General features: G+C 68.9%; 18 protein-coding genes and 1 tRNA gene. 11 read left to right on the forward strand and 8 right to left on the reverse strand.

All coding sequences use genetic code 11. The annotated features are described in order from the left end of the window. Window positions 1–23: 23 nt before the first annotated feature. Genes ASF57_RS21910 through ASF57_RS21925 form a run of 4 tightly spaced genes read left to right on the forward strand, consistent with a single transcriptional unit; the run spans window position 24 to window position 3321 of the window. On the forward strand, window positions 24–272 hold the full coding sequence (locus ASF57_RS21910) for a hypothetical protein (RefSeq protein ID WP_156376270.1): 249 nt from the start codon (window positions 24–26) through the stop codon (window positions 270–272). Then, window positions 272–2077 carry a phage tail tape measure protein gene (locus ASF57_RS21915; RefSeq protein WP_056487343.1) on the forward strand — a complete coding sequence of 602 codons (1806 nt, stop codon included), beginning with the start codon at window positions 272–274 and terminating at the stop codon, window positions 2075–2077. Before ASF57_RS21910 ends, ASF57_RS21915 begins: the two co-directional genes overlap by 1 nt. A gap of 43 nt (window positions 2078–2120) precedes the next feature. Next, on the forward strand, window positions 2121–2699 hold the full coding sequence (locus ASF57_RS21920; RefSeq protein ID WP_156376271.1) for a hypothetical protein: 579 nt from the start codon (window positions 2121–2123) through the stop codon (window positions 2697–2699). 1 nt (window position 2700) lies between these two features. Beyond that, window positions 2701–3321 (forward strand): hypothetical protein, encoded by a 621-nt coding sequence (locus ASF57_RS21925; protein WP_056487352.1) that lies wholly within the window; start codon window positions 2701–2703, stop codon window positions 3319–3321. A 405-nt stretch (window positions 3322–3726) separates the two neighbouring features. Here ASF57_RS21925 and ASF57_RS21930 read toward each other — a convergent pair whose 3' ends face one another. The 4 genes from ASF57_RS21930 to ASF57_RS26015 all read right to left on the reverse strand — a co-directional run bounded on the left by ASF57_RS21930 (window position 3727) and on the right by ASF57_RS26015 (window position 5270). Then, the gene (locus tag ASF57_RS21930; protein ID WP_056487353.1) at window positions 3727–4029 is read right to left on the reverse strand and encodes a hypothetical protein; all 303 of its coding nucleotides are present in this window, start codon (window positions 4027–4029) and stop codon (window positions 3727–3729) included. A gap of 245 nt (window positions 4030–4274) precedes the next feature. After that, on the reverse strand, window positions 4275–4544 hold the full coding sequence (locus ASF57_RS25080; RefSeq protein WP_244477059.1) for a hypothetical protein: 270 nt from the start codon (window positions 4542–4544) through the stop codon (window positions 4275–4277). 175 nt (window positions 4545–4719) lie between these two features. Next, window positions 4720–5073: a hypothetical protein gene (locus ASF57_RS25085; protein ID WP_156376272.1), complete on the reverse strand. Its 354-nt coding sequence runs from the start codon at window positions 5071–5073 to the stop codon at window positions 4720–4722. After that, on the reverse strand, window positions 5070–5270 hold the full coding sequence (locus tag ASF57_RS26015) for a hypothetical protein (RefSeq protein WP_156376273.1): 201 nt from the start codon (window positions 5268–5270) through the stop codon (window positions 5070–5072). The genes ASF57_RS25085 and ASF57_RS26015 overlap by 4 nt, the downstream gene beginning before the upstream one ends. A gap of 90 nt (window positions 5271–5360) precedes the next feature. Here ASF57_RS26015 and ASF57_RS26020 point away from each other — a divergent pair, with 90 nt between their 5' ends. The 3 genes from ASF57_RS26020 to ASF57_RS21940 are packed head-to-tail and all read left to right on the forward strand — an operon-like array spanning window position 5361 to window position 6348. Further along, window positions 5361–5597 carry a hypothetical protein gene (locus ASF57_RS26020; RefSeq protein ID WP_156376274.1) on the forward strand — a complete coding sequence of 79 codons (237 nt, stop codon included), beginning with the start codon at window positions 5361–5363 and terminating at the stop codon, window positions 5595–5597. Then, window positions 5594–5971, forward strand: a complete 378-nt coding sequence (locus ASF57_RS21935) for a hypothetical protein (RefSeq protein WP_056487360.1) — start codon at window positions 5594–5596, stop codon at window positions 5969–5971. Before ASF57_RS26020 ends, ASF57_RS21935 begins: the two co-directional genes overlap by 4 nt. Beyond that, window positions 5968–6348 (forward strand): hypothetical protein, encoded by a 381-nt coding sequence (locus tag ASF57_RS21940; RefSeq protein ID WP_056487363.1) that lies wholly within the window; start codon window positions 5968–5970, stop codon window positions 6346–6348. Before ASF57_RS21935 ends, ASF57_RS21940 begins: the two co-directional genes overlap by 4 nt. 625 nt (window positions 6349–6973) lie before the next feature. On the opposite strand, the gene ASF57_RS21950 is transcribed toward ASF57_RS21940, so the two are convergent. Beyond that, window positions 6974–8836 (reverse strand): ATP-binding protein, encoded by a 1863-nt coding sequence (locus ASF57_RS21950; RefSeq protein ID WP_056487370.1) that lies wholly within the window; start codon window positions 8834–8836, stop codon window positions 6974–6976. Between the two features lie 363 nt (window positions 8837–9199). Between ASF57_RS21950 and ASF57_RS21955 the strand changes: the two genes are divergently transcribed. Further along, the gene (locus tag ASF57_RS21955; RefSeq protein ID WP_056181080.1) at window positions 9200–10543 is read left to right on the forward strand and encodes a dicarboxylate/amino acid:cation symporter; all 1344 of its coding nucleotides are present in this window, start codon (window positions 9200–9202) and stop codon (window positions 10541–10543) included. A 133-nt stretch (window positions 10544–10676) separates the two neighbouring features. Here the strand turns inward: ASF57_RS21955 and glmS are convergent, their stop codons facing one another. Together glmS and glmU are read right to left on the reverse strand one after the other, a co-directional pair. Further along, window positions 10677–12503 carry a glutamine--fructose-6-phosphate transaminase (isomerizing) gene (gene glmS / locus ASF57_RS21960; RefSeq protein WP_056487373.1) on the reverse strand — a complete coding sequence of 609 codons (1827 nt, stop codon included), beginning with the start codon at window positions 12501–12503 and terminating at the stop codon, window positions 10677–10679. A gap of 258 nt (window positions 12504–12761) precedes the next feature. Continuing rightward, window positions 12762–14153 carry a bifunctional UDP-N-acetylglucosamine diphosphorylase/glucosamine-1-phosphate N-acetyltransferase GlmU gene (glmU, locus tag ASF57_RS21965; RefSeq protein WP_056487380.1) on the reverse strand — a complete coding sequence of 464 codons (1392 nt, stop codon included), beginning with the start codon at window positions 14151–14153 and terminating at the stop codon, window positions 12762–12764. A 378-nt stretch (window positions 14154–14531) separates the two neighbouring features. Here glmU and ASF57_RS21970 point away from each other — a divergent pair, with 378 nt between their 5' ends. The 3 genes from ASF57_RS21970 (at window position 14532) to ASF57_RS21980 (ending at window position 18508) form a co-directional block, all read left to right on the forward strand. After that, window positions 14532–16124, forward strand: a complete 1593-nt coding sequence (locus ASF57_RS21970) for a glucan biosynthesis protein D (protein WP_056487549.1) — start codon at window positions 14532–14534, stop codon at window positions 16122–16124. A 23-nt stretch (window positions 16125–16147) separates the two neighbouring features. After that, complete coding sequence (gene mdoH, locus ASF57_RS21975) at window positions 16148–18280, forward strand: glucans biosynthesis glucosyltransferase MdoH (protein ID WP_056487382.1); 2133 nt, start codon at window positions 16148–16150, stop codon at window positions 18278–18280. Window positions 18281–18418: 138 nt separating this feature from the next. Further along, window positions 18419–18508: transfer RNA gene (locus ASF57_RS21980), tRNA-Ser, on the forward strand. Window positions 18509–18627: 119 nt separating this feature from the next. On the opposite strand, the gene ASF57_RS21985 is transcribed toward ASF57_RS21980, so the two are convergent. Further along, on the reverse strand, window positions 18628–20403 hold the full coding sequence (locus ASF57_RS21985; protein WP_082504272.1) for a rhamnogalacturonan lyase B N-terminal domain-containing protein: 1776 nt from the start codon (window positions 20401–20403) through the stop codon (window positions 18628–18630). Window positions 20404–20561: the final 158 nt, after the last annotated feature.

The following is a 20561-nucleotide window of genomic DNA, read 5'->3' on the forward strand; positions in this document are numbered from 1 at the left end:
GTCGGGAAAAGGCGTCCGCCACCATGCTTACGCAAGGCGAAATCGGCCGCATCGCGCCGAACCTGGGAAGGGACATGCTGCCCTACCTGCTGCGGCCAACGCCCTGCATGAGCGAGCCGCCGCTGTGCACGCTCCACGAGCTGCGCACGATCTACACCCTCGATGACCTCGCTGACTTCCACGAGGCGCTGGATCTGCGCGAGGCCGCCGGGGAGAAAGCCACCCGCGTGACGGAACGTGAGGCGCAGGCCCGCAGCCGGGGGCGCCGCTGATGGCTGTCATCGAAGAGCTTATTGCCAAACTCGGTCTGAGGTTCACCGGCGGCAACGACACCGCCAAGTTCCTGCGCGAACTCGACAAAATCAAGCGCGCGAGCAGGGAGGCCGGCAAGAGCTTCGACTTCAAGTTCGGTGGCAAGTCCGGCCTGAGCCGGGCGGCTGCCGACGCCGAGCGTGCCGCCAAAGCTTTCCGAAAGATGCGCGAGGAAGCCGCCCGCGCCAGTCGCGTCCGCTTTCCCAGCGTCATGCCGGTTGGTCCTGGTGCCCGTCCCGGCATCCGCCCCGGCGGCGGTACGGGCAAGGCTGCGATGGCTGGTGCCGTTGCTGGCGGCGCGGGGGCTGGTGGCGTCGGTGCCCTTGCGTCAGTCGGCGCCATCGTCGCGGCCCTCAACCGCTTCGGCACGCTCGAAACCGCTCAGGTTGAGTTGGCCAAGACGACCGAGAAATCCAAGGAGGAGGTGCAGCCGGCCGTCGATCGGTTCCTGCTCTCGGGTCCGAAGTACGGAACCACGGCCACGTCCCTGGTCGGTGCAGCGAGCGCCTACGCGGCAGCCGGCGTCGACTATGACACCTCGATTGAGTCCGCAGAACTGACGGCGAAGGCGGCCAAGGCGGGATCGGTGGAGATCGACAAGGCCGCTGCGGCGGCCATCGTCTTCATGCAGAACCTTGAGGTGAAGGTCTCCGACCTCGAAAAGGCCTTCGACTACTCGATCAAGGGCGGCAAACTCGGCAAGGCCGAGTTCAAGGAGTCGGCCGCCGTCATGCCGGAGCTGGCCGCCTCTGGCTCCAAGATCGGCCTCAAGGGTCTGAGCGGCGTTCGCGACCTGATCGCTGCGCTCACGGTGGTGCGGGAAAGCGCGGCCACCACGAGCCAGGCCGCCGACTTCCTGCGCGACTTCATGGAGAAGATGTCGGCGCCGACCACGGTCAAGGCGTTCAAGAAGGCCGGCATCGACGTCCAGAAGGAGATGAAGGACGCCGACAAGAAAGGCGTCTCTCGCCTGGATCGAATGCTCGATCTCGCCGGCAAGTACACGCAGGGCGATGCCTTCAAGGAGGCCGAGCTGTTCGGCGACCTTCAGGCCCGCAACGCCATGAGCGGGCTGCTGAAGAAGCGCGACAAGTACGAGGAGTTCAAGGGCACCATCGAGCGCGAAGCGCCTGGCACGATGCAGGCGGATCTCGCCAAGTCGATGGACACGTTCAACAGCAGCGTCGAGCGGTTCGGCGCGACCGTCGACCGTCTCATGGTGGGCGTTGGCGAGGTGATTGCGCCCGCTGCCCGCGCCGGGCTCGACGCAGCCTCAGCGGCGGATCAGGCCCGCAAGGATGGCAAAGGCCAGACCCCAGGCGAAGCCAACGCGATGGTCGAGAAGCTGAACAAGCTGCTCGGCGCCCCACCGACCTACCACAATCGGCTCGGCGGCTATGGCGGCATCACCGCCAGCAACTTCGAGGATCGGTTCAACACGGCCGCTCCTGACAAGCGCCCGGCCTTCATGCGCGGCTTCGGCAAAGGCATGACCGCGCCGAGCTTCGGGTCTCTCGGCGATCGAGCCAACTGGATGGGCGCGGGTGCCGCGAAGGCGGCCGGCGTCACCAACAACTACGAGAACACCGGCAACGACCAGCGCACGCAAACCGTGACGGTCCAACAGACCGTCAACGGCGTGGCCGGTGTCGCGGCCTCGGCTGCCGCAGGCGCCAAGGAAGGGCTCGCCGCAATGGGGCCGAGCCTCGTGAAGGCCAATTCACTGCCGACCGGCGGCGGCACGGCTGCCAGCCCAGCACCCTGAGGAGACAATTGTGATCAGCAAGTATTGGCGACACAGCGACGGGATGCCTGTGACGGAGGAGGAGGCTACGGCCAGGGGGGCATTGAAGGACGGCTATCGTATCCGCGTCGGATTGATGTTTGCGGACAACTCGGTCTCGGGCCGCAGCTTCATGATGCACGACGCAGCGTCGACCCGGTTCATGGATGCGCTGCCAAGCCCGCAGGCGACCAAGATCCGCGAGATTATCGAGGACGCAGCCTCGAACGAGCTGTTCCGCGTTCAGCGCGCCCGGCAGGGGGCACGCGACATGGCCACCATGCTCAGCGGCGCGGCGTCCTACCATAACGCCCATCTCACGACGGACACCGAGCGGGCCGCCAACACGCAGGGCAGCGCCTTTCTGATGGCCCTGTCGGATCAGGCCAAGGATCGCGAACAGGCCCTCTACGGGACCGGCGGCGACCTCAACAAGGCCGCTGCCTACGCCGTGATGCAGGACCGTGACGCGAACGCCTGGCGGCAGCCTGCACGACCGGCCGACGACACGCGTCAGACCAACGACGCCTCAACCGCCCTCGGCGACGCCGCTTCCGAATATGACCGGATGCTGGAGCGCGACGCCAATGCCTGGAGACGCTGACATGATCGCGACCGCTCTGAACCTCTCCGACACCGCGTCGGCCCCCGTCATCACCCTTCGGCAGCGCATCGTGGATGCGCTCACGAACCCGACCAGCTCGGCCGAGGTGCGATCCTGCATCGCTCACACGCAGGCCGATCTGGCGTCCGTGGAGCGGGATCGCGCCCGCGCCGAGGCGAAGGCCGTCGACCCGCTAGCCACTGAGGACGAGGCCAACGAAGGCAAGCGCGTCCACGACAGCCTTCGCTTCGATCTTGAGCGGCTGAATAGCTCCCTGTCGCATCTGAACCAGCGCCTGGCTGCCGTGACCCGCGACGAGGATCAGGTAGCACGCCGGGTTCAGTATGACGGGGCGGTGAAGGTACGGGACGCGGCGGCGGAAGCGCTCCGCAAGGTCTATCCAGAGGCTGTGGCTGCGATCCGCAACGTCCTGGTGCAGATTGCCGAGGCCGAGACTGCCGTGAGCGCCGCCAACCAGAACAAGCCCGACGACGCCGAGCACCTTATCGGCGCCGAGACCAAGGCGACTGGGAAGCCCGTCAACGTGGCCGGTGAATATAGCCTCGCGACCGGCGTTCGGCTGCCGACGCGCTTCGGCTCTGTCGAGTGGCCGGTGTGGTGACGGCTACCGCCGCGCACAGACCCGAAGTTGATAACCTAGATCCTCGAGGGACTGCGCATATTCCTTAAGGGGGCCGATAAGCGCCTCTCGGGCTCGGATGTTGCGCTCAAATGCTGTCCGGAGGTCGCTGCTGGTTTGCGCAACGAGCGGCCTCAAGTCGGCAGCAATTAGTCCTCGCAAATACCCAGTAGAGGCGTCGGCCGCTTTGTTGGCCGATCCCTGCAAGGCCTCGCACCCCGCTGGTGCCAACTGCGCCGAAGCTGGGCTTGCTGTTGCAGCAAAGAGCGTGAGGGCGATTAGGGCGATGCGCATCCCGGCAAGGTAGCCGCCGGGGTGAAGTTGTCGAGCCAGCTAGAATGCTGCCGTTAGCTGGGCCGCCGAGATCTTATGCAGATCAAAGGTATCTCAGCCCTTCGCCCTCTGGAACGGCCGGAACAACCAAGCGAGTCGGCCGGCATCCTTATCCTCGGCATCGCCGATCTGATCGATGATCTGGCCGAGTGGCGCCGGCAGGTCGACCTCGTACTTATCTAGGATGATGGCTGCGTCGAGCAGGGCGTTGATGTGAGCCTTCGGCACCGGCTCGTCCGCCGCCTGAGCGGCCAGCACACGATCGGCGAGAAGCGTCGACAGACGCGAGACCTCTGACAGCCGTTCCGATGCGGCGTCGTTAGTTTCAGATGAAAGAGCGTCGGTCTGCTGCGCCATGCTACAACCGGGCCTCCCTTAGCAGTTTTTTCGAGACCTCCATGCAAGCTCCTCGCCTTCGTACCCGCCGGCGCATCCCGCTGATGGCATGGTGCATTCTGGCAGTTGTGCTGATCAGCGTCATAGCGTGGATCGGCTTTTTGGGATGGGCTGCCGAGAAGGTTGTTTGATGACTCTAAACAGCCTGACTCCGGGGGCTCGCCACGCTGCGGACTGAAAGTAACGCCTGCCGGCCGCACTACGCCTCATCGAGGAGCGAAGATCGTGATGTTGCTGTTGAGCTGGTAGGCGGCCGTTGGTGGGGTGTTGGCAAATCTGAGCCTGATGGGGCTCTCACCGAGAATGGCTCCGAAGGCGGGTGTCACTTTCATCGGCAGGCACTGGGTTAGAGCAGCCGCAGCCGCATCTTCAAACCGTTTCCGAGCATCCTTGTCGCCTTGAAGCTGTCGGGCTGTGATGAGAAGGGGGCCCCGCAGGCTCCCTGTCTTGTTCAAGCCGAAGCGGAACGCGATCATCGATCCATCGGTGTTCTCAGGCACCGTCCAGCAGGACACGATTGCGGCTCGGAATTCGGCCCAGTTGTTGACGGGGGTCGAGGGCGATGCGGACTGAGCCCAAGATCCAGTCGAAAGTGCCGGTGTCACGCCTATCAGCACCGCCACAATGATTTGACAGCACTGCATGACGGTCTCAGCCCTTTCGTTTGCGGAAGGATTTGATAAAGCGCTTAACTTTATGGCCTCGGCTCATAGAATTAGGGCTAGCATGATCGTCGCGCGCCAACGTTTCTTCAGATTCCGGTTCGTTAGCGGCTTGCAGCGCTGGCTTCATAGCTTCAGTAAGCCTGCGCAAAGCCTCGGTAACTCCTGGCGGCCAGTCCACGCCGTTTTCATGTAGCAGCCTTGCGGCTTCTACGAGTGCATTTGCCTGATAAGGCGGAACTGGGCTTCCTATAAGCTGCGTGTTGAGTACGCGGTAGGCAAGCGATGTAGCAAGCCGCATGACCTCAGCCAGTCTTTCAGACTGAGGTTGGCCATCGCTCATTTCAGGTAGCCCTTCGCCTTGAGGTGCTCAGCCAAAATTCGGCGGATTGCTTCAGCACGCGGCGGTTTGGGCTCGGGCTGATCATCACGCCATGCCTCCACAGCGACCAAGAGGTCTGAAGGCATGCGAACGCCTTGCATTGGCGTCACGCCTGTAGCCGGACGCCCTCTGGTTTTTTGATTATCAGGAATTGACATCCACATATTTCCTGATTATCAGAAATTCAGACCAAGCGGAAGCGCGAACTTCCACTTGGCCCTAACCATCCACGCTTCTGAGGAACGAAAATGGCTATCCAAGCCCCTATCACACCGGCTCGTGCCGGTGAACGCGGTCGCCTGCGCAAACCGCAGCCCGGCCCCGTGACGCTCGCGATCCGCGCCATGCGGTCGAACGAAGCTCCCTCGTGGGAAATGCGACAGCGCCAGATCGATGATGAGCGCCAGGCGCTCGCCGCTCTCCGCACTCGCATCGCTGCGCAGTTCGCTGCCGATGCTGCCTTGCTGGAAGGAGTGAGCGCATGACCGGCTCCGCATCCCGCCGGAATTTCCTATCTGGCCTCACCACGCTTCCGCTCATCGGTGGCAGCGTGGCCCTCATCGGCAGCCCCAGCGCAGTGGCCGAGCCCGTCAACGACAGGCTGCTCGAAACCTACGACACGTGGCTCTTCTACGAACGCCGCTGGCTGCAATGGGAGCGCTACGGTTCACGCAGTGAGATCAACCCGGACGATCGGTTTGCCATCCTGGACCGTGCCACCGGTCGGGCCTTCGACTATGTGTCGATGATCAACGAAGCCGGGCGCTATCACGGTCGAGAGGGCGAGAACCCTGCCTCGTCTCGTGCAGCCCTTATCCTGTCGGCCGCTGGCTGCGATTGGCGGAAGGGACGCCTATGAGTGCCCTCACATCCCGTCGCGCCTTGATCGGTGGTCTTGCCACCCTGCCGGCGCTCACCGCCCCCGGCATCGCCTTAGCCGCCGTACCGTCCGACATTGTCAGGCAATGCAACTTCGCGATCCAACAAGGCGCATGGATCAATGCGACCGCAGGCGTCGAGCATTGGCCCGAAGAGAAGATGAGCCTCGAAAACGGGCGCTACTGGGAAGCCTTTGAGGCGGCCTATGAGCAACCGTCCGCCACGCTAGCCGATGTGCAGGCCAAAGCTCGTCTCGCCCTGCGCGAGTTAGGCGACATGGGCAAACTGGAGAACGGCGGCCCTGCCGTTCTGCTTGCAGCTGACGTCCTCCGGGAGGTCATCGCCCTATGCGCCTGATCCACGATCTCTATCACTCCTGGCTCATCAGGGCCGCCCGCCGCGATATGCGGAGCGCCGCCTTCTACGTCGGCCGGGCCGAGGATCGGTTAAAGGCTGCGGGTCTGGAACTGCCGGCAAGGGAGGTGGCTGTGCCGCCTGTCGGCTCGCGCCACGCAGTCGGATCTTAGTGCGAGGATTGTCGTCCACGCCCGCTCGAAAACGGGGGGAAGCCGAGCATAGGGGCGTGGACGGTCGATCCTCAGACCGACCTCTAGGAAAGTGCCAGACAGGCTGTTCGTTCGGTGCGGCGCGCAGATGTCGCGCCTGCCGGCATCAATCCGATTTGATCTGCACCGACCAAAGGATGGCACCGGAGATGAGCATCAGAGAAACGATGCTTCCGGCCATAACAAAGATTTCTAACAATTGACGGGCTTTCGGGGCACCGAGCAAGACAGCCTGGATGCCTCAGTCCAACCGCGGAATAGAGATCACCACGGTGAATGGATCTGACGCAGATCCTGTTCCAGGTGCGGCAACACTGCCGTCCGCCGCAGTTCGCCACCAGCCGCCCCTGTCCTAAGACACTATGTGGGTTAAAATGTGGGTAGAGCACATCAACTAGGAGCTAAGTGCATGACTATCAATGAGATTTCTGAAGATGCATGCGGAAGATCGTGCCCCCCGCGGGATCGTCGAGGACCGTCAGGCTGCCGCCGCAATCCTCGACGATTCCGCGGGCGATGGCGAGCCCCAGCCCGAGCCCGTCCGACTTGGTGGTGAAGAAGGCGTCGAAGACCTGCGCCCGGACGGCCTCGGGCATGCCCGGGCCGTTGTCCCGGACCTCGACGCGGACGCGGTCCGGGGCCTCGGCCGAGGCGTGCAGATCGACGCGCGGGCCCGCCGGGCTGCCGTGTCCGGGGGGCTGGCCCGCCACCGCGTCGAGGGCGTTCTGCAGCAGGTTCACGACCACCTGTTCGAGGCGCGGCCCGTCGCCCAGGACCCGCAGGCCGGCCGGCCCCGTCTGCACCGTGAGCGGGATGCCGGCCGCCGCCGCCCGGGCCGCCACCAGCTCCAGGCCGTTGTGCAGGATCTCGGCCAGCACCACCGGCTCGCGCCTGCCGGAGGAGCGCCGGGCGAAGCCCTTGAGCTGGCGGGTGAGGCCGCCGATGCGGTCGGTGAGCCGCCCGATGGCGAAGGCGTTCTCCTCCGCCTCGTCGGTCCGGCCGCGCCGGACCAGGATGGCGGCGTTGTCGGCGTAGGAGCGGATGGCCGCGAGCGGCTGGTTGATCTCGTGGGCCATGCTGGCGGCGAACTGGCCCAGGGCCGCCAGGCGTCCGGCCTGAGCGAGTTCGCGGCCCAGGCGCTCGCGCTCGGCCTCCGCCCGCCGGCGCTCCTCCATCTCGAGCCGCAGCATCCGGTTGGCGTCGGTCAATTCCCGGGTCCGCTCGCCGACGCGGGCCTCGAGGATGTCCCGCTGCGCCGAGGCCTGGGCGAGGCGCTCCCGGTTGCGCCGGCCGCGGCCCGCCAGGGCGCTGAGGCCGAGGCAGGCGAAGCCGGTGACCAGGGCGGCGATGATCCAGGCCTGGGCCCGCTCGCGCTCCACCGCGTGGCCGAGGGGCGTCAGGGTGAAGAGGCGCCAGCCCGTGCCGGGGATCGGCGCGTCGAGGAGGAGCGCGGCCCGCGCCGGCTGCCCGCCCTGCCCCACCCGCACCAGGTCGGTGGTGCCCGCGATGGGGTAGAGCGGCATGGCCGGAAGGGGGCTGTCGCCGAACTCCCGGGCCTCGCGGATGCGGCTGCGCTCGGTCTCGTCGATCTGCCGCAGGGTGGCCAGGTGCCAGGCCGGGTCGCTCGCCACCAGGACGATGCCGCGCCCATCGGCGACGAACACCCCGTCGCCGGCCCGGCGCCAGGCGGCCTCGACCGCCGCGAACTCGATCTTGACCACCACGACGCCGCCGGCCGTCCCGATCCGGCGCGAGAGGTAGAGGCCGGCGCGGCCGCTCACGGTACCGAGGGCGAATTGCGAGCCGACCCCGTCCTGCATGGCCTGCCGGAAATAGGGCCGGAACGCGTAGTCCCGGCCGAGGAAGCTGCCGGAGGTGCCCGCATTGCTGGCCGCCACCGTGATGCCGTCGGGCCGGATCACGTAGATCACCGCCGAGCCGGTGGCCTCGGCCACCTGGGCCAGCCGCCGGTTCACGCGGTCGAGGAGTGGGCGGGACGACGGGTCTCCCGAGGTCGCGGCGGCCGCGGCGGCGATCTCCGGGTCGGCCGCGAGGGCGAGAGGCAGCGAGGCCTGCTTCTGCATCTCGGCCCGCAACGCCCCGACCTGCAGCCCGAGGGCGGCCTGGGCGGTGCGGCGCAGATCCGCCAGGGCCCAGCGCTCGGCGACCCGTCCGGCCGACCAGGCGGCGAGCAGGATGGCCGCCAGGCTCGCCAGCAGGACGAGGCTCCGGCGGCTCGGCACGTGCAGCCGCCCATGCGGTCCGGCCTCGCGCCTCATCGGGTCCGAACCGCTGCGAATTTCCGGACAGGATTCCCGGACCGCGTCCGAGTTTCCGCAGACCCGCGCCACGGCATCACGGGCATCGCAGGCAAAAAGCATCTTCGTTTCGAGGACTTAACAAAAAGTTCCGGCCTGCCGGCATCTGGCATGCCGGTTGCCATTCCGAGGCGGTAACGCAGCCCTGCGCTTCCCGCGGGGCTGCCGACCGGGACGCGGACGCCGCCGGATCTCCGGCGGCCGAGGCCCATCGGTTCGAGACCAAGACCAAGACCAAGACCAAGATCAAGAACGGACGGAACCGGGGCGAGCCCCTGGACCCGAACCGACATCCTTCGCGAGACCCACCGGGAGAACGCCCTCATGGCCACCGTACCACTGCCCCTCACCGCGCCCCACGATCCGCCGAAGCCCCGGCCGCTCTACCGGACCCTGTATTTCCAGGTCCTGGTCGCGGTGGCGATCGGCATCGCGCTGGGACACTTCTACCCGCAGGTCGGCGCCGACATGAAGCCGCTCGGCGACGCCTTCATCAAGCTCGTCAAGATGATCATCGCGCCGGTGATCTTCCTCACCGTGGTCTCCGGCATCGCCGGCATGACCAACCTGGAGAAGGTCGGCCGCGTCGGCGGCAAGGCGCTGATCTACTTCATCACCTTCTCCACCCTGGCGCTCATCGTCGGCCTGATCGTGGCGAACCTCGTCCAGCCGGGCGCGGGCATGCACATCGATCCGAAGTCGCTCGATCCGAAGTCGATCGCGATGTACGCCGACAAGGCGAAGACGCAGTCCATCACCGACTTCCTGATGAACATCATCCCGACCACGGCGGTGGGGGCGTTCTCGGGCGGCGAGATCCTCCAGGTGCTGTTCTTCTCGGTGCTGTTCGGCTTCGGCCTCGCCTTCCTGGGCGACCGGGGCAAGCCGGTCCTCGACATCATCAAGGTGCTGTCGGAAGCCATCTTCGGCGTCGTCAACATCATCATGAAGGTCGCTCCCATCGGCGCCTTCGGCGCCATGGCCTTCACCATCGGCAAGTACGGCATCGCCTCGCTCGCCAACCTCGCCTACCTGGTCGGCGCCTTCTACCTGACCTCGGCGATCTTCGTGCTCGGCGTGCTCGGCCTCGTCGCCCGCTACAACGGCTTCTCGATCCTCAAGCTCATCCGCTACATCAAGGAAGAGCTGATGCTGGTGCTCGGCACCTCGTCCTCCGAGTCCGCCCTGCCCTCGCTGCTCGAGAAGATGGAGCGCGCCGGCTGCTCGAAGCCCGTCGTCGGCCTCGTGGTCCCGACCGGCTACTCGTTCAATCTCGACGGCACCAACATCTACATGACCATGGCGGCTTTGTTCATCGCGCAGGCCACAGACACGCCCCTCACCTACGGCGAACAGGGCCTCCTGCTCCTCGTGGCGATGCTGTCCTCCAAGGGCGCGGCCGGCGTCACCGGCTCCGGGTTCATCACCCTGGCGGCGACCCTCGCGGTGGTGCCCTCGGTGCCGGTGGTCGGCATGGCGCTGATCCTCGGCGTCGACCGCTTCATGTCCGAGTGCCGCGCGCTCACCAACTTCATCGGCAACGCGGTGGCCTGCATCGTGGTCGCCCGCTGGGAGGGCGAGGTCGACGACGTCAAGCTCGCGGCGGCGCTCGGCGGCAACCCGATGCCGCTCGACTCGGAGCTGCCGGCTCTCCAGCCAGCCGAGTAGTCCTCCGCATGATCACGGCCGGGCGCCAAGCGCTCGAAGGAGCGAGCGCCCGGCCTACGGAAAAGGGACGCGCGGACCGGTTGGTCGTCGCGTCCCTTTTGATATCGGAACCCCCGAATCGACCGTGATGGGCCTATTCCACCGTGACGGATTTCGCGAGGTTGCGCGGCTGGTCGACGTCTTTGCCCATGAAGACGGCGGTGTGGTAGGCGATGAGCTGGATCGGCACCGCGTAGACGATGGGGGCCACCACCGGATCGAGGTCCGGCATCGTCACGGTGGCCATGGTGTCGAGGCCGGCGGCCGCCGCGCCCTTGGCGTCGCCGATCAGGATGATGCGGCCGCCGCGGGCGGCCACCTCCTGCATGTTCGACACCGTCTTCTCGAAGATCGCATCGTGGGGCGCGATGACGATCACCGGCACGCTCTCGTCGATGAGGGCGATGGGGCCGTGCTTGAGTTCACCCGCCGCATAACCTTCCGCGTGGATGTAGCTGATTTCCTTGAGCTTCAGGGCACCCTCCAGCGCCATCGGATAGCTGGTGCCGCGCCCCAGGTAGAGCACGTCGCGGGCCTTCGAGACCTCGCGGGCCAGGACCTCGATCGGGCCTTCCAGCTTGGTCGCGTCGGCCATCAGGCCCGGCACCGTGATCAGCGCGTCGACGAGGCGGCGCTCCTCCTCCGGGCTCACGGTGCCGCGCGCCCGGCCAGCATGGATGGCGAGACACAGCAGCACCGTGAGCTGGCACGAGAACGCCTTGGTGGAGGCGACCCCGATCTCGGGGCCGGCCAGGGTCGGCACGGTCGCGGAGGCCTCGCGCGCGATGGTGGAGGTCGGCACGTTGACCACGGCGAGCGTGTGCTGGCCCTGCCCCTTGGCGTAGCGCAGGGAGGCCAGGGTGTCGGCGGTCTCGCCCGATTGCGAGATCACCAGGGTGAGGCCGTCCCGGTCCAGCGGCGGCTCGCGGTAGCGCGCCTCCGAGGCGACGTCGATCTCCACGGGGAGGCGGGCCAGGCTCTCGAACCAGTATTTGGCGACGAGCCCGGCATAATAGGCGGTGCCGCAGGCCGTGATCGAGATCCGCGAGAGTTTGGCGAAGTCGAAGGGCAGGGCCTCGGGCAGGGCCACGCGGCCGTTGGCGAGATCGACGTAATGGGCCAGCGTGCGGCCGACCACCTCGGGCTGCTCGTGGATCTCCTTGGCCATGAAGTGGCGATGGTTGCCCTTCTCCACCCGGTAGGCCTGGGCGACGATGCGCTGACGCTCGCGGGTGACGGGCTGGCCGTCCTGGTCGCGGATCTCGGCCCCGTCCCGGGTCAGGATGGCCCAGTCGCCCTCGTCCAGGTAGGTGATCTCCTGGGTGAAGGGGGCCAGCGCCAGGGCGTCCGAGCCGAGATAGGTCTCGCCCTCGCCGAACCCGATCGCCAGGGGGGCGCCGTGGCGGGCGCCGATGAGAAGGTCGTCGTGGCCGGTGAAGATGAAGCCGAGCGCGAAGGCCCCGTGCAGGCGCGGCAGGCAGGCCGCCACCGCCTCGACCGGACCCAGGCCCCCCTCCAGGGCGTGGCTGACGAGCTGGGCCACCACCTCGGTGTCGGTCTCGCTCTCGAAGCGCACGCCCTGGCCCTGCAACTCGGCCTTCAGCGCGCGAAAGTTCTCGATGATGCCGTTATGCACGACGGCGACGCGTGTCGTGGCGTGCGGATGCGCGTTGGTCTCGTTGGGACGGCCATGCGTGGCCCAGCGGGTGTGGCCGATGCCGATGCTGCCGCCGAGCGGCGCGTCGCGCAGGCGCATCTCCAGGTTGGCGAGCTTGCCCTCGGCGCGCCGGCGCTCCAGGTGCCCCTGCGTCAGGGTGGCGATGCCGGCCGAATCGTAGCCGCGATATTCGAGCCGGCGCAGGGCTTCCACCAGCTGCCCGGCCACGGCGTCCCGCCCGACGATGCCAACGATTCCGCACATGGGTTGGTGTCTCTCAGGTGTCTCTCGGATGTCCGGCGCGGAGCCCGGACGCGATGGCAGGCGGATGTCCGGCGCGGAGCCCGGACGCGAACGCATGGTCCCGGCTTGTACCGGATCGGGACAGCCGCGCGCCAGCCGCGTGCCCCACGGCTCGCCAAGCCCCGTCCGGAGCCTGCCAAGCCTCGTCTGGAGCCTGCCCCGACAATGCTGAACGAGGGCTTGCAGCCTTGGTCGGCCGGGACGAATCCCACGCCGGCGTCACGGCTGCGATTTCGTGGCCCGCGCCACCTTCTCCGCCTGGAGCGCCGCCCGCTTGCCCGGCGCCCAGCCGGGCAGGGTGCGCTGGCGCCCGCGCGAGACCGCCAGGGCCTCCTCCGGCACGTCTGAGGCGATCACCGAGCCGGCCCCCACGATGGCGCCGGCGCCGACGCTGACCGGCGCCACCAGCGCGGTGTTCGAGCCGATGAAGGCCCCCGCCCCGATCGTGGTGCGATGCTTGTTCACCCCGTCATAGTTGCACGTGATGGTGCCGGCTCCGAGATTGGCCCCCGCCCCCACCTCGGCGTCCCCCACATAGGTCAGGTGGTTGGCCTTGGCGCCGGCGCCCATCCGGGCGTTCTTGATCTCGACGAAGTTGCCGATGCGGGCGCCCGCTTCCAGCACCGCTCCCGGGCGCAGGCGGGCATAGGGGCCGATCTGCACGCCGGCCGCCAGGGTGGCGCCCTCCAGATGCGAGAAGCTGTGCACCACGCACGCATCGCCGACCGTCACGTTGGGCCCGAACACCACGTGAGGTTCCACCAGAACATCACGCCCCAACACCGTGTCGATGCTGAAGAAAACCGTTTCGGGCGCGATCAGCGTCGCCCCCGCGATCTGGGCGGCGCGGCGCAGGCGCCCCTGGATCTCGGCCTCGGCCACCGCGAGCTGGACCCGGTCGTTGACCCCCTGCGCCTCGGCCTCCGCCACCGGCACCACCGCGACCGGCAGGCCGTCCGCCACCGCGAGGGCGACCGCATCGGGCAGGTAGTATTCGCCCGCCGCATTGGCGTTGCCGATGCGGGTCAGGAGAGAGAGCGCATGGGGGCCGGACAGGGCCATCAGGCCGGCATTGCACAGGGTGACGGCGCGCTCGGCCGGGCTCGCATCCTTCTCCTCGCGGATCGCCAGCACGCGGTCCCCGTCGGTCAGCACCCGGCCGTAGCCGGTGGGATTCGGGCTCTCGAAGGCCAGCACCGCCACGGCCGCGCCCTGGGCCAGCGGCGCGCGCAGGCGCGCCAGGGTGTCGGCGGTGATCAGCGGCGTGTCGCCGAAGGCGATCACCACGTCGTCGTCGCCCGCCTCCAGGGCGGCCCGGGCGGCCAGCACCGCGTGAGCGGTGCCGAGGCGTTCGGCCTGCGGATAGACGGCGGCACCGGGCGCCAGGGTGGCGATCTCGCGGGCGACCGCCGCCTGCCCCGGCTCCGCCACCACGGCGATCCGGGTCGCGCCGGCCCCCTGCGCGGCCGTCAGCACGTGCCCGAGCAGGGTCCGGCCGGCCACCCGGTGCAGCACCTTCGGCAGGTCCGAGCGCATCCGCGTGCCCTTGCCGGCGGCCAGCACGATGGCGGTGAGGCTGCGGTCTGCGTTCGGGGTCGTCTGATCGGTCATCGAGGGGTCCGCCGCGGGCCAAGCTGTTGCTCCCCGTCGGCTAAAGCGCGGATGGGGCTGTTTCAAGTCCGGGCGCGATCGGGCCGGGCTTCATCGATGCGGACCTGCATCGATGCGGACCTGCCGCCGTCTTTCGGCAGTATCCGTCGCGTGATCGGATCTCGCGACTAAGCTTTGACCCGGCCCGGGCCGAACGGTCCGGACGCTTTCGGCGTTGACCGGCGCGGTTCGGGACGGCTTAACCCCCGGTTCAGGGCTCGGCATGGTAGACACATACGAACCTCAACCTCCGCAAGCCCCGATCCCCAACGCCCTCGCCTTAACGCCCTTGCAACGCCCTTGCCTTTTCCGCGCGCCCGCGCCGACCACACGGACCTGATGACGCCGCCGAACCCGGATCTCCTCGACGACCCGTCCGCCCGCAGCCCCGGCGGCTGCACCGGCCCCAGCCGCCGCACCGTTCTGCGGCAGGTCGGTTTCGCGGCCCTGGCCGGCGGGCTCGCGGCCCTGCCGGGGGCCGCCGCCGCCGACGAGGCCCCCGCCCTTCCGGCGGACGGCACGCCGTTCCAGCCCGGACTCGTCACCGACCTCGCCCGGGCCCTGGCCAAGCGTGCCTACGCGGCGCCGCGCACCGACGACCTGCCCGAAGCCCTGGCGGGCCTCAACCGCGAGCAATACGCCGCCATCCGCACCCGACCCGGCAGCGCGGTCTGGGCCGAGGCGGCCCTGGGCTTCACCCTGGAGCCCCTGCATCGCGGCTCGGTGTTCCGCTCCCGCGTGGCGCTCGCGTTGATCGAGGACGGCACCGTGCGCGCTCTGCCCTACGATCCGGCGCGGTTCGAGACCGAGGGCGTGGCGCTCCCGGCCTTCAAGGACGACCCCGGCTATTCGGGCTTTCGCATCCGCGCCCGTTTCCGGGGCGGCGACCTCAGCGACTTCGCCATGTTCCAGGGGGCGTCGTTCTTTCGCCTGCTCGCCACCGGCCAGGGGTTCGGGGTCACGGCGCGGGCGCTGACCCTGCGCCCGGCCGACGCCCGGGGCGAGGAATTCCCCGAATTCCGCGCGATCTGGATCGAGCGGCCCGGTCCCGGCGGCCCCCTCGTCCTGCACGCGCTGGTGGATTCCCCCTCCGCCACGGCCGCCCTGCGCATGAGCCTGCGCGCCGGGGACGCTTCGCTCTGCGACGTCGAGGGCACGGTCTTCGCCCGCGCCGCCATCGACCATCTGGGCCTGGGCGGCATGACCACCAGCTACCTGTTCGGCCCGCACGACCGGCGCGGGTCCGACGATGCCCGGGCCGGCGCCTATAGCAGCGGCGGCCTGCAGATCCGCACCGGCGCCGGCGAGGCGATCTGGCGCCCGGTGCACAACCCCGAGACCCTGCAGATCTCCTCCTTCGTGGACGAGAACCCGAAAGGCTTCGGCCTGATGCAGCGGGCGCGCGACTACAGGGACTTCCAGGACGACGTGCAGCACTGGGAGTGGCGCCCCTCGCTCTGGCTCGAGCCCCTCGGCGCCTGGGGGCCCGGCGCCGTGATGCTTCTCGAGATCCCGAGCGATTCCGAGTTCAACGAGAACGTGCTGGCCTATTGGCGCCCGAAGGCGACCCTCGCGGCCGGGGCCGAGATGCCGTTCAGCTACCGCCAGCACTGGTGCTGGCAGCCCCCCGAGCCGCCGCCCGTCGCCTTGGTCTCGGGCACCCGCAGCGGGCGCGGGCCCGAGAACCGGCGCCTGTTCCTGGTGGACTTCACGGGCCAGGGGCTCGCCGCCCCCGACGACCTCCAGACCCAGCTGAGCGCGGCCTCCGGGGCGATCACGTCGAGCACCCTGTACCGCTACCCCGAGCGCGACACCCTGCGGGTGGCCTTCGAGCTCGACCCGAAGGGCGAGAAGTCCTGCGAATTGCGGCTCGCCCTGCAGCGCGCCGGCACGCCTCTGACCGAAACCTGGCTCTACCGTTGGACCCCGTGACCGCATCCCCGCTCTCCCCCGACGTGGCCGCGCCGGTCGCAGCCCCGACCGCTGCCTCCTTCGCCCCCGCGATGCCGCCCGAGGCGCCGCTGCCGATGCCGGTGCAGGACCTCGTGCGCTGGGACCCGGCCACCGGCCACCGGCCGGTGCGCCACGGCAGGCCCTGGCTCGCCCGCGCCTTCGTCTTCGGCGGGGCGGCGCTGCTGACCGCCTACGGGGCGATGCAGATGTACGAGGTGGTGGCGGTCTCGGGCGGCACCACGGCGCTGCAATACGTGCTGCTCGCGCTCTTCACCCTGAACTTCTCCTGGATCGCGCTGGCCTTCATGGGCGCGATCCTGGGCTTCCTCGTGTTGCTGCGGGGCTTGAAGACCCCGGCCCTGCCGGCGCGTCTCGCCACCCGGACCGCGGTGGTGATGCCGGTCTACAACGAGGCCACCGCCCGCACCTTCGCGGGCCTCGAGGCGATGCGGGCCGAGATCGACGCCACCGGCCACGGCGACGCGTTCGACTATTTCGTGCTGTCGGATTCGACCCAAGGGGATGCCTGGATCGCCGAGGAGCGCGCCTTCCTGGATCTGCGCGCCCGCTGGGGCGCGGAGCCCCGGCTCTACTATCGCCACCGCCCGAAGAACCACCATCGCAAGGCCGGCAACATCGGCGACTTCGTCGCCCGCTGGGGGGGCGCCTACGACCACATGCTGGTGCTCGACGCCGACAGCCTGATGACCGGCGCCTGCGTGGTCCATCTGGCCGCCGCCATGGAGGCGGACCCGGATGCCGGCATCATCCAGTCGCTGCCGCTGATCATCAACCGCAACACGCTGTTTGCCCGCGTCCAGCAATTCGCCGCGCGCATCTACGGGCCGGTGATCGCCACGGGCCTGTCGGTCTGGTCCGGCCGCGACGGCAATTACTGGGGCCACAACGCCATCATCCGCACCTGCGCCTTCGCGGCAGCCTGCGGCCTGCCGGACCTGAAGGGCAAGCCGCCCTTCGGCGGCCACGTGCTCAGCCACGACTTCGTGGAGGCGGCGCTGATCCGGCGGGCCGGCTGGAGCGTGACCATGCTGCCGGCGCTGCCCGGCTCCTACGAGGAGAGCCCGCCCTCGCTCATCGACGTCGCGGTGCGCGACCGGCGCTGGGCGCAGGGCAACCTCCAGCACAGCCGCATCATCGGCACCGCGGGCCTGGCGCTCGCCTCGCGCCAGCACTTCGCCACCGGCATCGCCGGCTACGTCGCCTCGCCCCTGTGGCTGGCCCAGCTGGTGGTGGGTATCGCCCTGGTGTTCCAGACCGCCTATGTGCGGCCGGAATACTTCACGAGCGAGTTCGGTCTCTATCCGGTCTGGCCGCGCTTCGACCCGGTTCGCGCGCTCCAGCTCTTCGGGCTGACCATGGGCATCCTGCTGGCGCCGAAGTTTCTGGGACTGGCCCTCGCGCTGATCGACGGGCCGGTGCGCCGGGCCTGCGGCGGAGCCATCCGCCTCGTGCTCTCGAGCCTGATCGAGATCCTGCTCTCGGCCCTGATCGCCCCGATCGCGATGCTGATCCAGTCGGGCTCGGTGTTCCAGATCCTGCTCGGCCGCGACACCGGCTGGAACCCGCAGCGACGCGACGACGGCTCGATCCCCTGGGCCGACATCGTCCGGCGCCACCGCTGGCACATGGCCCTCGGGCTGATCACCGGCGTAGCCGCCTTCGCCATCGCCACCTCGCTGTTCCTCTGGATGTCGCCCACCATCCTGGGCCTCGTGCTGGCGATCCCGATCTCCTGGGCCAGCGGCCAGCTCGGCCTCGGGCTGGCCCTGAAGCGCCTCGGCCTGCTGATGACCCCGGAGGAGCGCACGCCCCCGACCATCGCCGTGCAGGCGGGCGCCCTCAGCCGGCGCAACGCCGAGGCCGGCCTCGACGACGCGGATGCGCTCCGGGCGCTCCACGCCGATGCCGGCCTGGCGCAGGCCCACGCCATGATGCTGCCCGAGACCGCCCCGCGCCCGCGCGGCGCCATCGACCCGGACCGCGCGCTGGCCCAGGCCAAGGTGGTGGAGGCCGACGCCCTCGCCGAGGCCCAGGCCTGGCTCACCCCGAAGGAGCGCATGGCCCTCCTCCACGACCGCGCCCTCCTCGACCGCCTCACCCGCCTGGCGCCCTGACACGCCCGGTCCTGGAATGTGGTCTGTTCCAGGGCTGGCCAATCCCTGGGACTTGCCGGATCCTCGGACTCGGCCGAGCCCCGATCGGCGCGTTTTTCGATTTCCGCGGCGCCCGATCTCCGATAGAACCGCCCGGACGGAAGGGTGGCCGAGTGGTTTAAGGCAGCGGTCTTGAAAACCGCCGTGGGTGAAAGCCCACCGTGGGTTCGAATCCCACCCCTTCCGCCAGTTTCGTTTCCGCCAAGTTCTTCCCCGAAATGCGCCCGCCACGGCGCCCCAGGCGCCGCTGAGAGCTGGATCGACTTGGGCTTGACAGTCCGGCGCTCGACCCTCCGGCCGTTCGGCTATCAGCCTCCGTCCTGTCCCGAGCCGGATCGCCCGGCGCCCGCGGGTTGTCCGCTGACGGTGGTGCCGTCCGGAGTGCGTTCTGCGGCGGGGGTCGCGGGGATCAGGTCGATGGCGTCGTAGGACAGGCCGGGGCTGAGAAAGCCGATGCCCCGGATGCCGCTCGCGATCGCGAGACGGAGTTCGTTCCGGCCGACGCGCAGCGCGGAGGCCGGGAGCGCGATGGCGTAGATCCGGTTGTTGCCGCGATAGGTGCCGACCGTCAGCGTGCGGCTCCGGGGCTGCGGGGTGGAGACCTGCGGCGGCGCTTGCCAGCCGTTGAGGGCGACCGCCGGCCTGGCGCCCGCGAAGGCCGCGGTGATGCCGATGCGCAGCGTCATGGCGGCGACCTGCGGCCGGGTCAGGGTGAAGCGGATCCGCACGGGCGTGTTGACGTCCGCCCACTGATAGGCGGGAAATCCGGTCGCCGCCTGGGATTGACCGACCACGAACGGCGGCGTCGACCACGGCGCCATCCGGATGTCGGAGGGATGCATGGTCGTCACCCGGTCGCCGTTGAGAAACCCGGACGGCGTCCCGTCCCAGGTGCCGATGCGCCAGATCGCCTTGTCGCGGGCGGGATCGGCGTCGATCCGGAGGGTGGGAAGGGACGTGGTCGTTCCCGCGCGCACGTCGACGTCGCGCGCCGCCACCGCGCGTTCCGACTTGTAGACCGTGAGCCGATAGGTCCCGGGCAGCAGGCCCTCCCGCGCGAAGGTCCCCGCGCCCGGTCGGGCCTCGGTCCAGTATTGGGCCTGCGCGTTGGCGAAGCCGATGGTGTAGCCGAAGGCCGCATCCATGCCGTCGAGGCCGGCGCCGGTGACCGTCCCGCGCGCCTCCGGAGCGACGTATCCCGTCAGGCCCATGCGGCCGAACCAGGACGTGTCGAGCGGATCGGGCGTCCCGCCCGTCGTGAACGCCAGGGCGTAGCCGTCGAGGATGCCGGTCCGGAACGGCTCGGTCTGCGCCTCGCCGTAATTCACGATGTAGGTCAGTTCCTGATCCGTATCGGTGCCCTGATCGAGCAGGCTGCGGTAGAACGGCCCGCCCGATCCGCCCTCGTTGTCGTCGCGCACCATCCAGGCGGCCACGCCCGGCCCGCGCGCGCCGAAGAAGCGCCAGTCCTTGAGGCGCAGGTTCGAATAATGCTTGGAGCGGGTCTGGCCGTCGGGCCGCCCGAACACGTCATGCGCCTCGACCAGACGGTCGGTCCCCGTCAGGTTCGACGGCTCCGGCCCCTCGGGCAGCACCGCGCGCCGGAGTCGCGCGATGTAGCGCACCAGGCCCAGGCGCGGTTCGCGCGTGAAGGTGGTCGCCATGAAGATCGTCGCCACGCCGCGCCTGGCCATGTAGGCGTGGATCAGGTCGCCGGCCCGGACCGTCACCTTGATATGATCGGCATCGACGCGCGTCGCCGCGACGCTGGCGGTCGTCTGCCCCTCGTACAGGCCCGGGAAGCCGATATTGACCTGACTGCCCTTCGCGGGATCCTGATATTCGACGTCGTGCCAGCGCATCGACACGATGTCGCCGACCCCCTTGCCGGAGCCGTCCGCGGCCCCGCTCCGGACCGTGAACACGAGGCCCGCCCCGGTGTTCACCGTGATCGATGTGGCGTCCTCGCTGAGCCCGAAGGATGACGCGGCGGACAGCGCAGGAAGCGGACGGGCGGTGAGGAGCAGGCCGGCGGCCACCGCCAGCCCCCGCGCGCCGGACGATCGGAATCGGGCCTTCGACATGCGTTTCGATCCTGTCACGCCGACGCTCCCTCCGGGGCGGCCCGAAAGCAACCCGTCCGGCTGACACAACGCCGGCGATCTCAGGCTTCGCCGCCCCGGAGCGTCGTCCCGGTGACGCCCCCGCCGGCTTCCCGGTTGACCCCGGACCCAACCCCAAC

Origin of the sequence: Methylobacterium sp. Leaf117 (assembly GCF_001422985.1) — a bacterium.
In the GTDB taxonomy this organism is placed as follows: Bacteria; Pseudomonadota; Alphaproteobacteria; order Rhizobiales; family Beijerinckiaceae; genus Methylobacterium.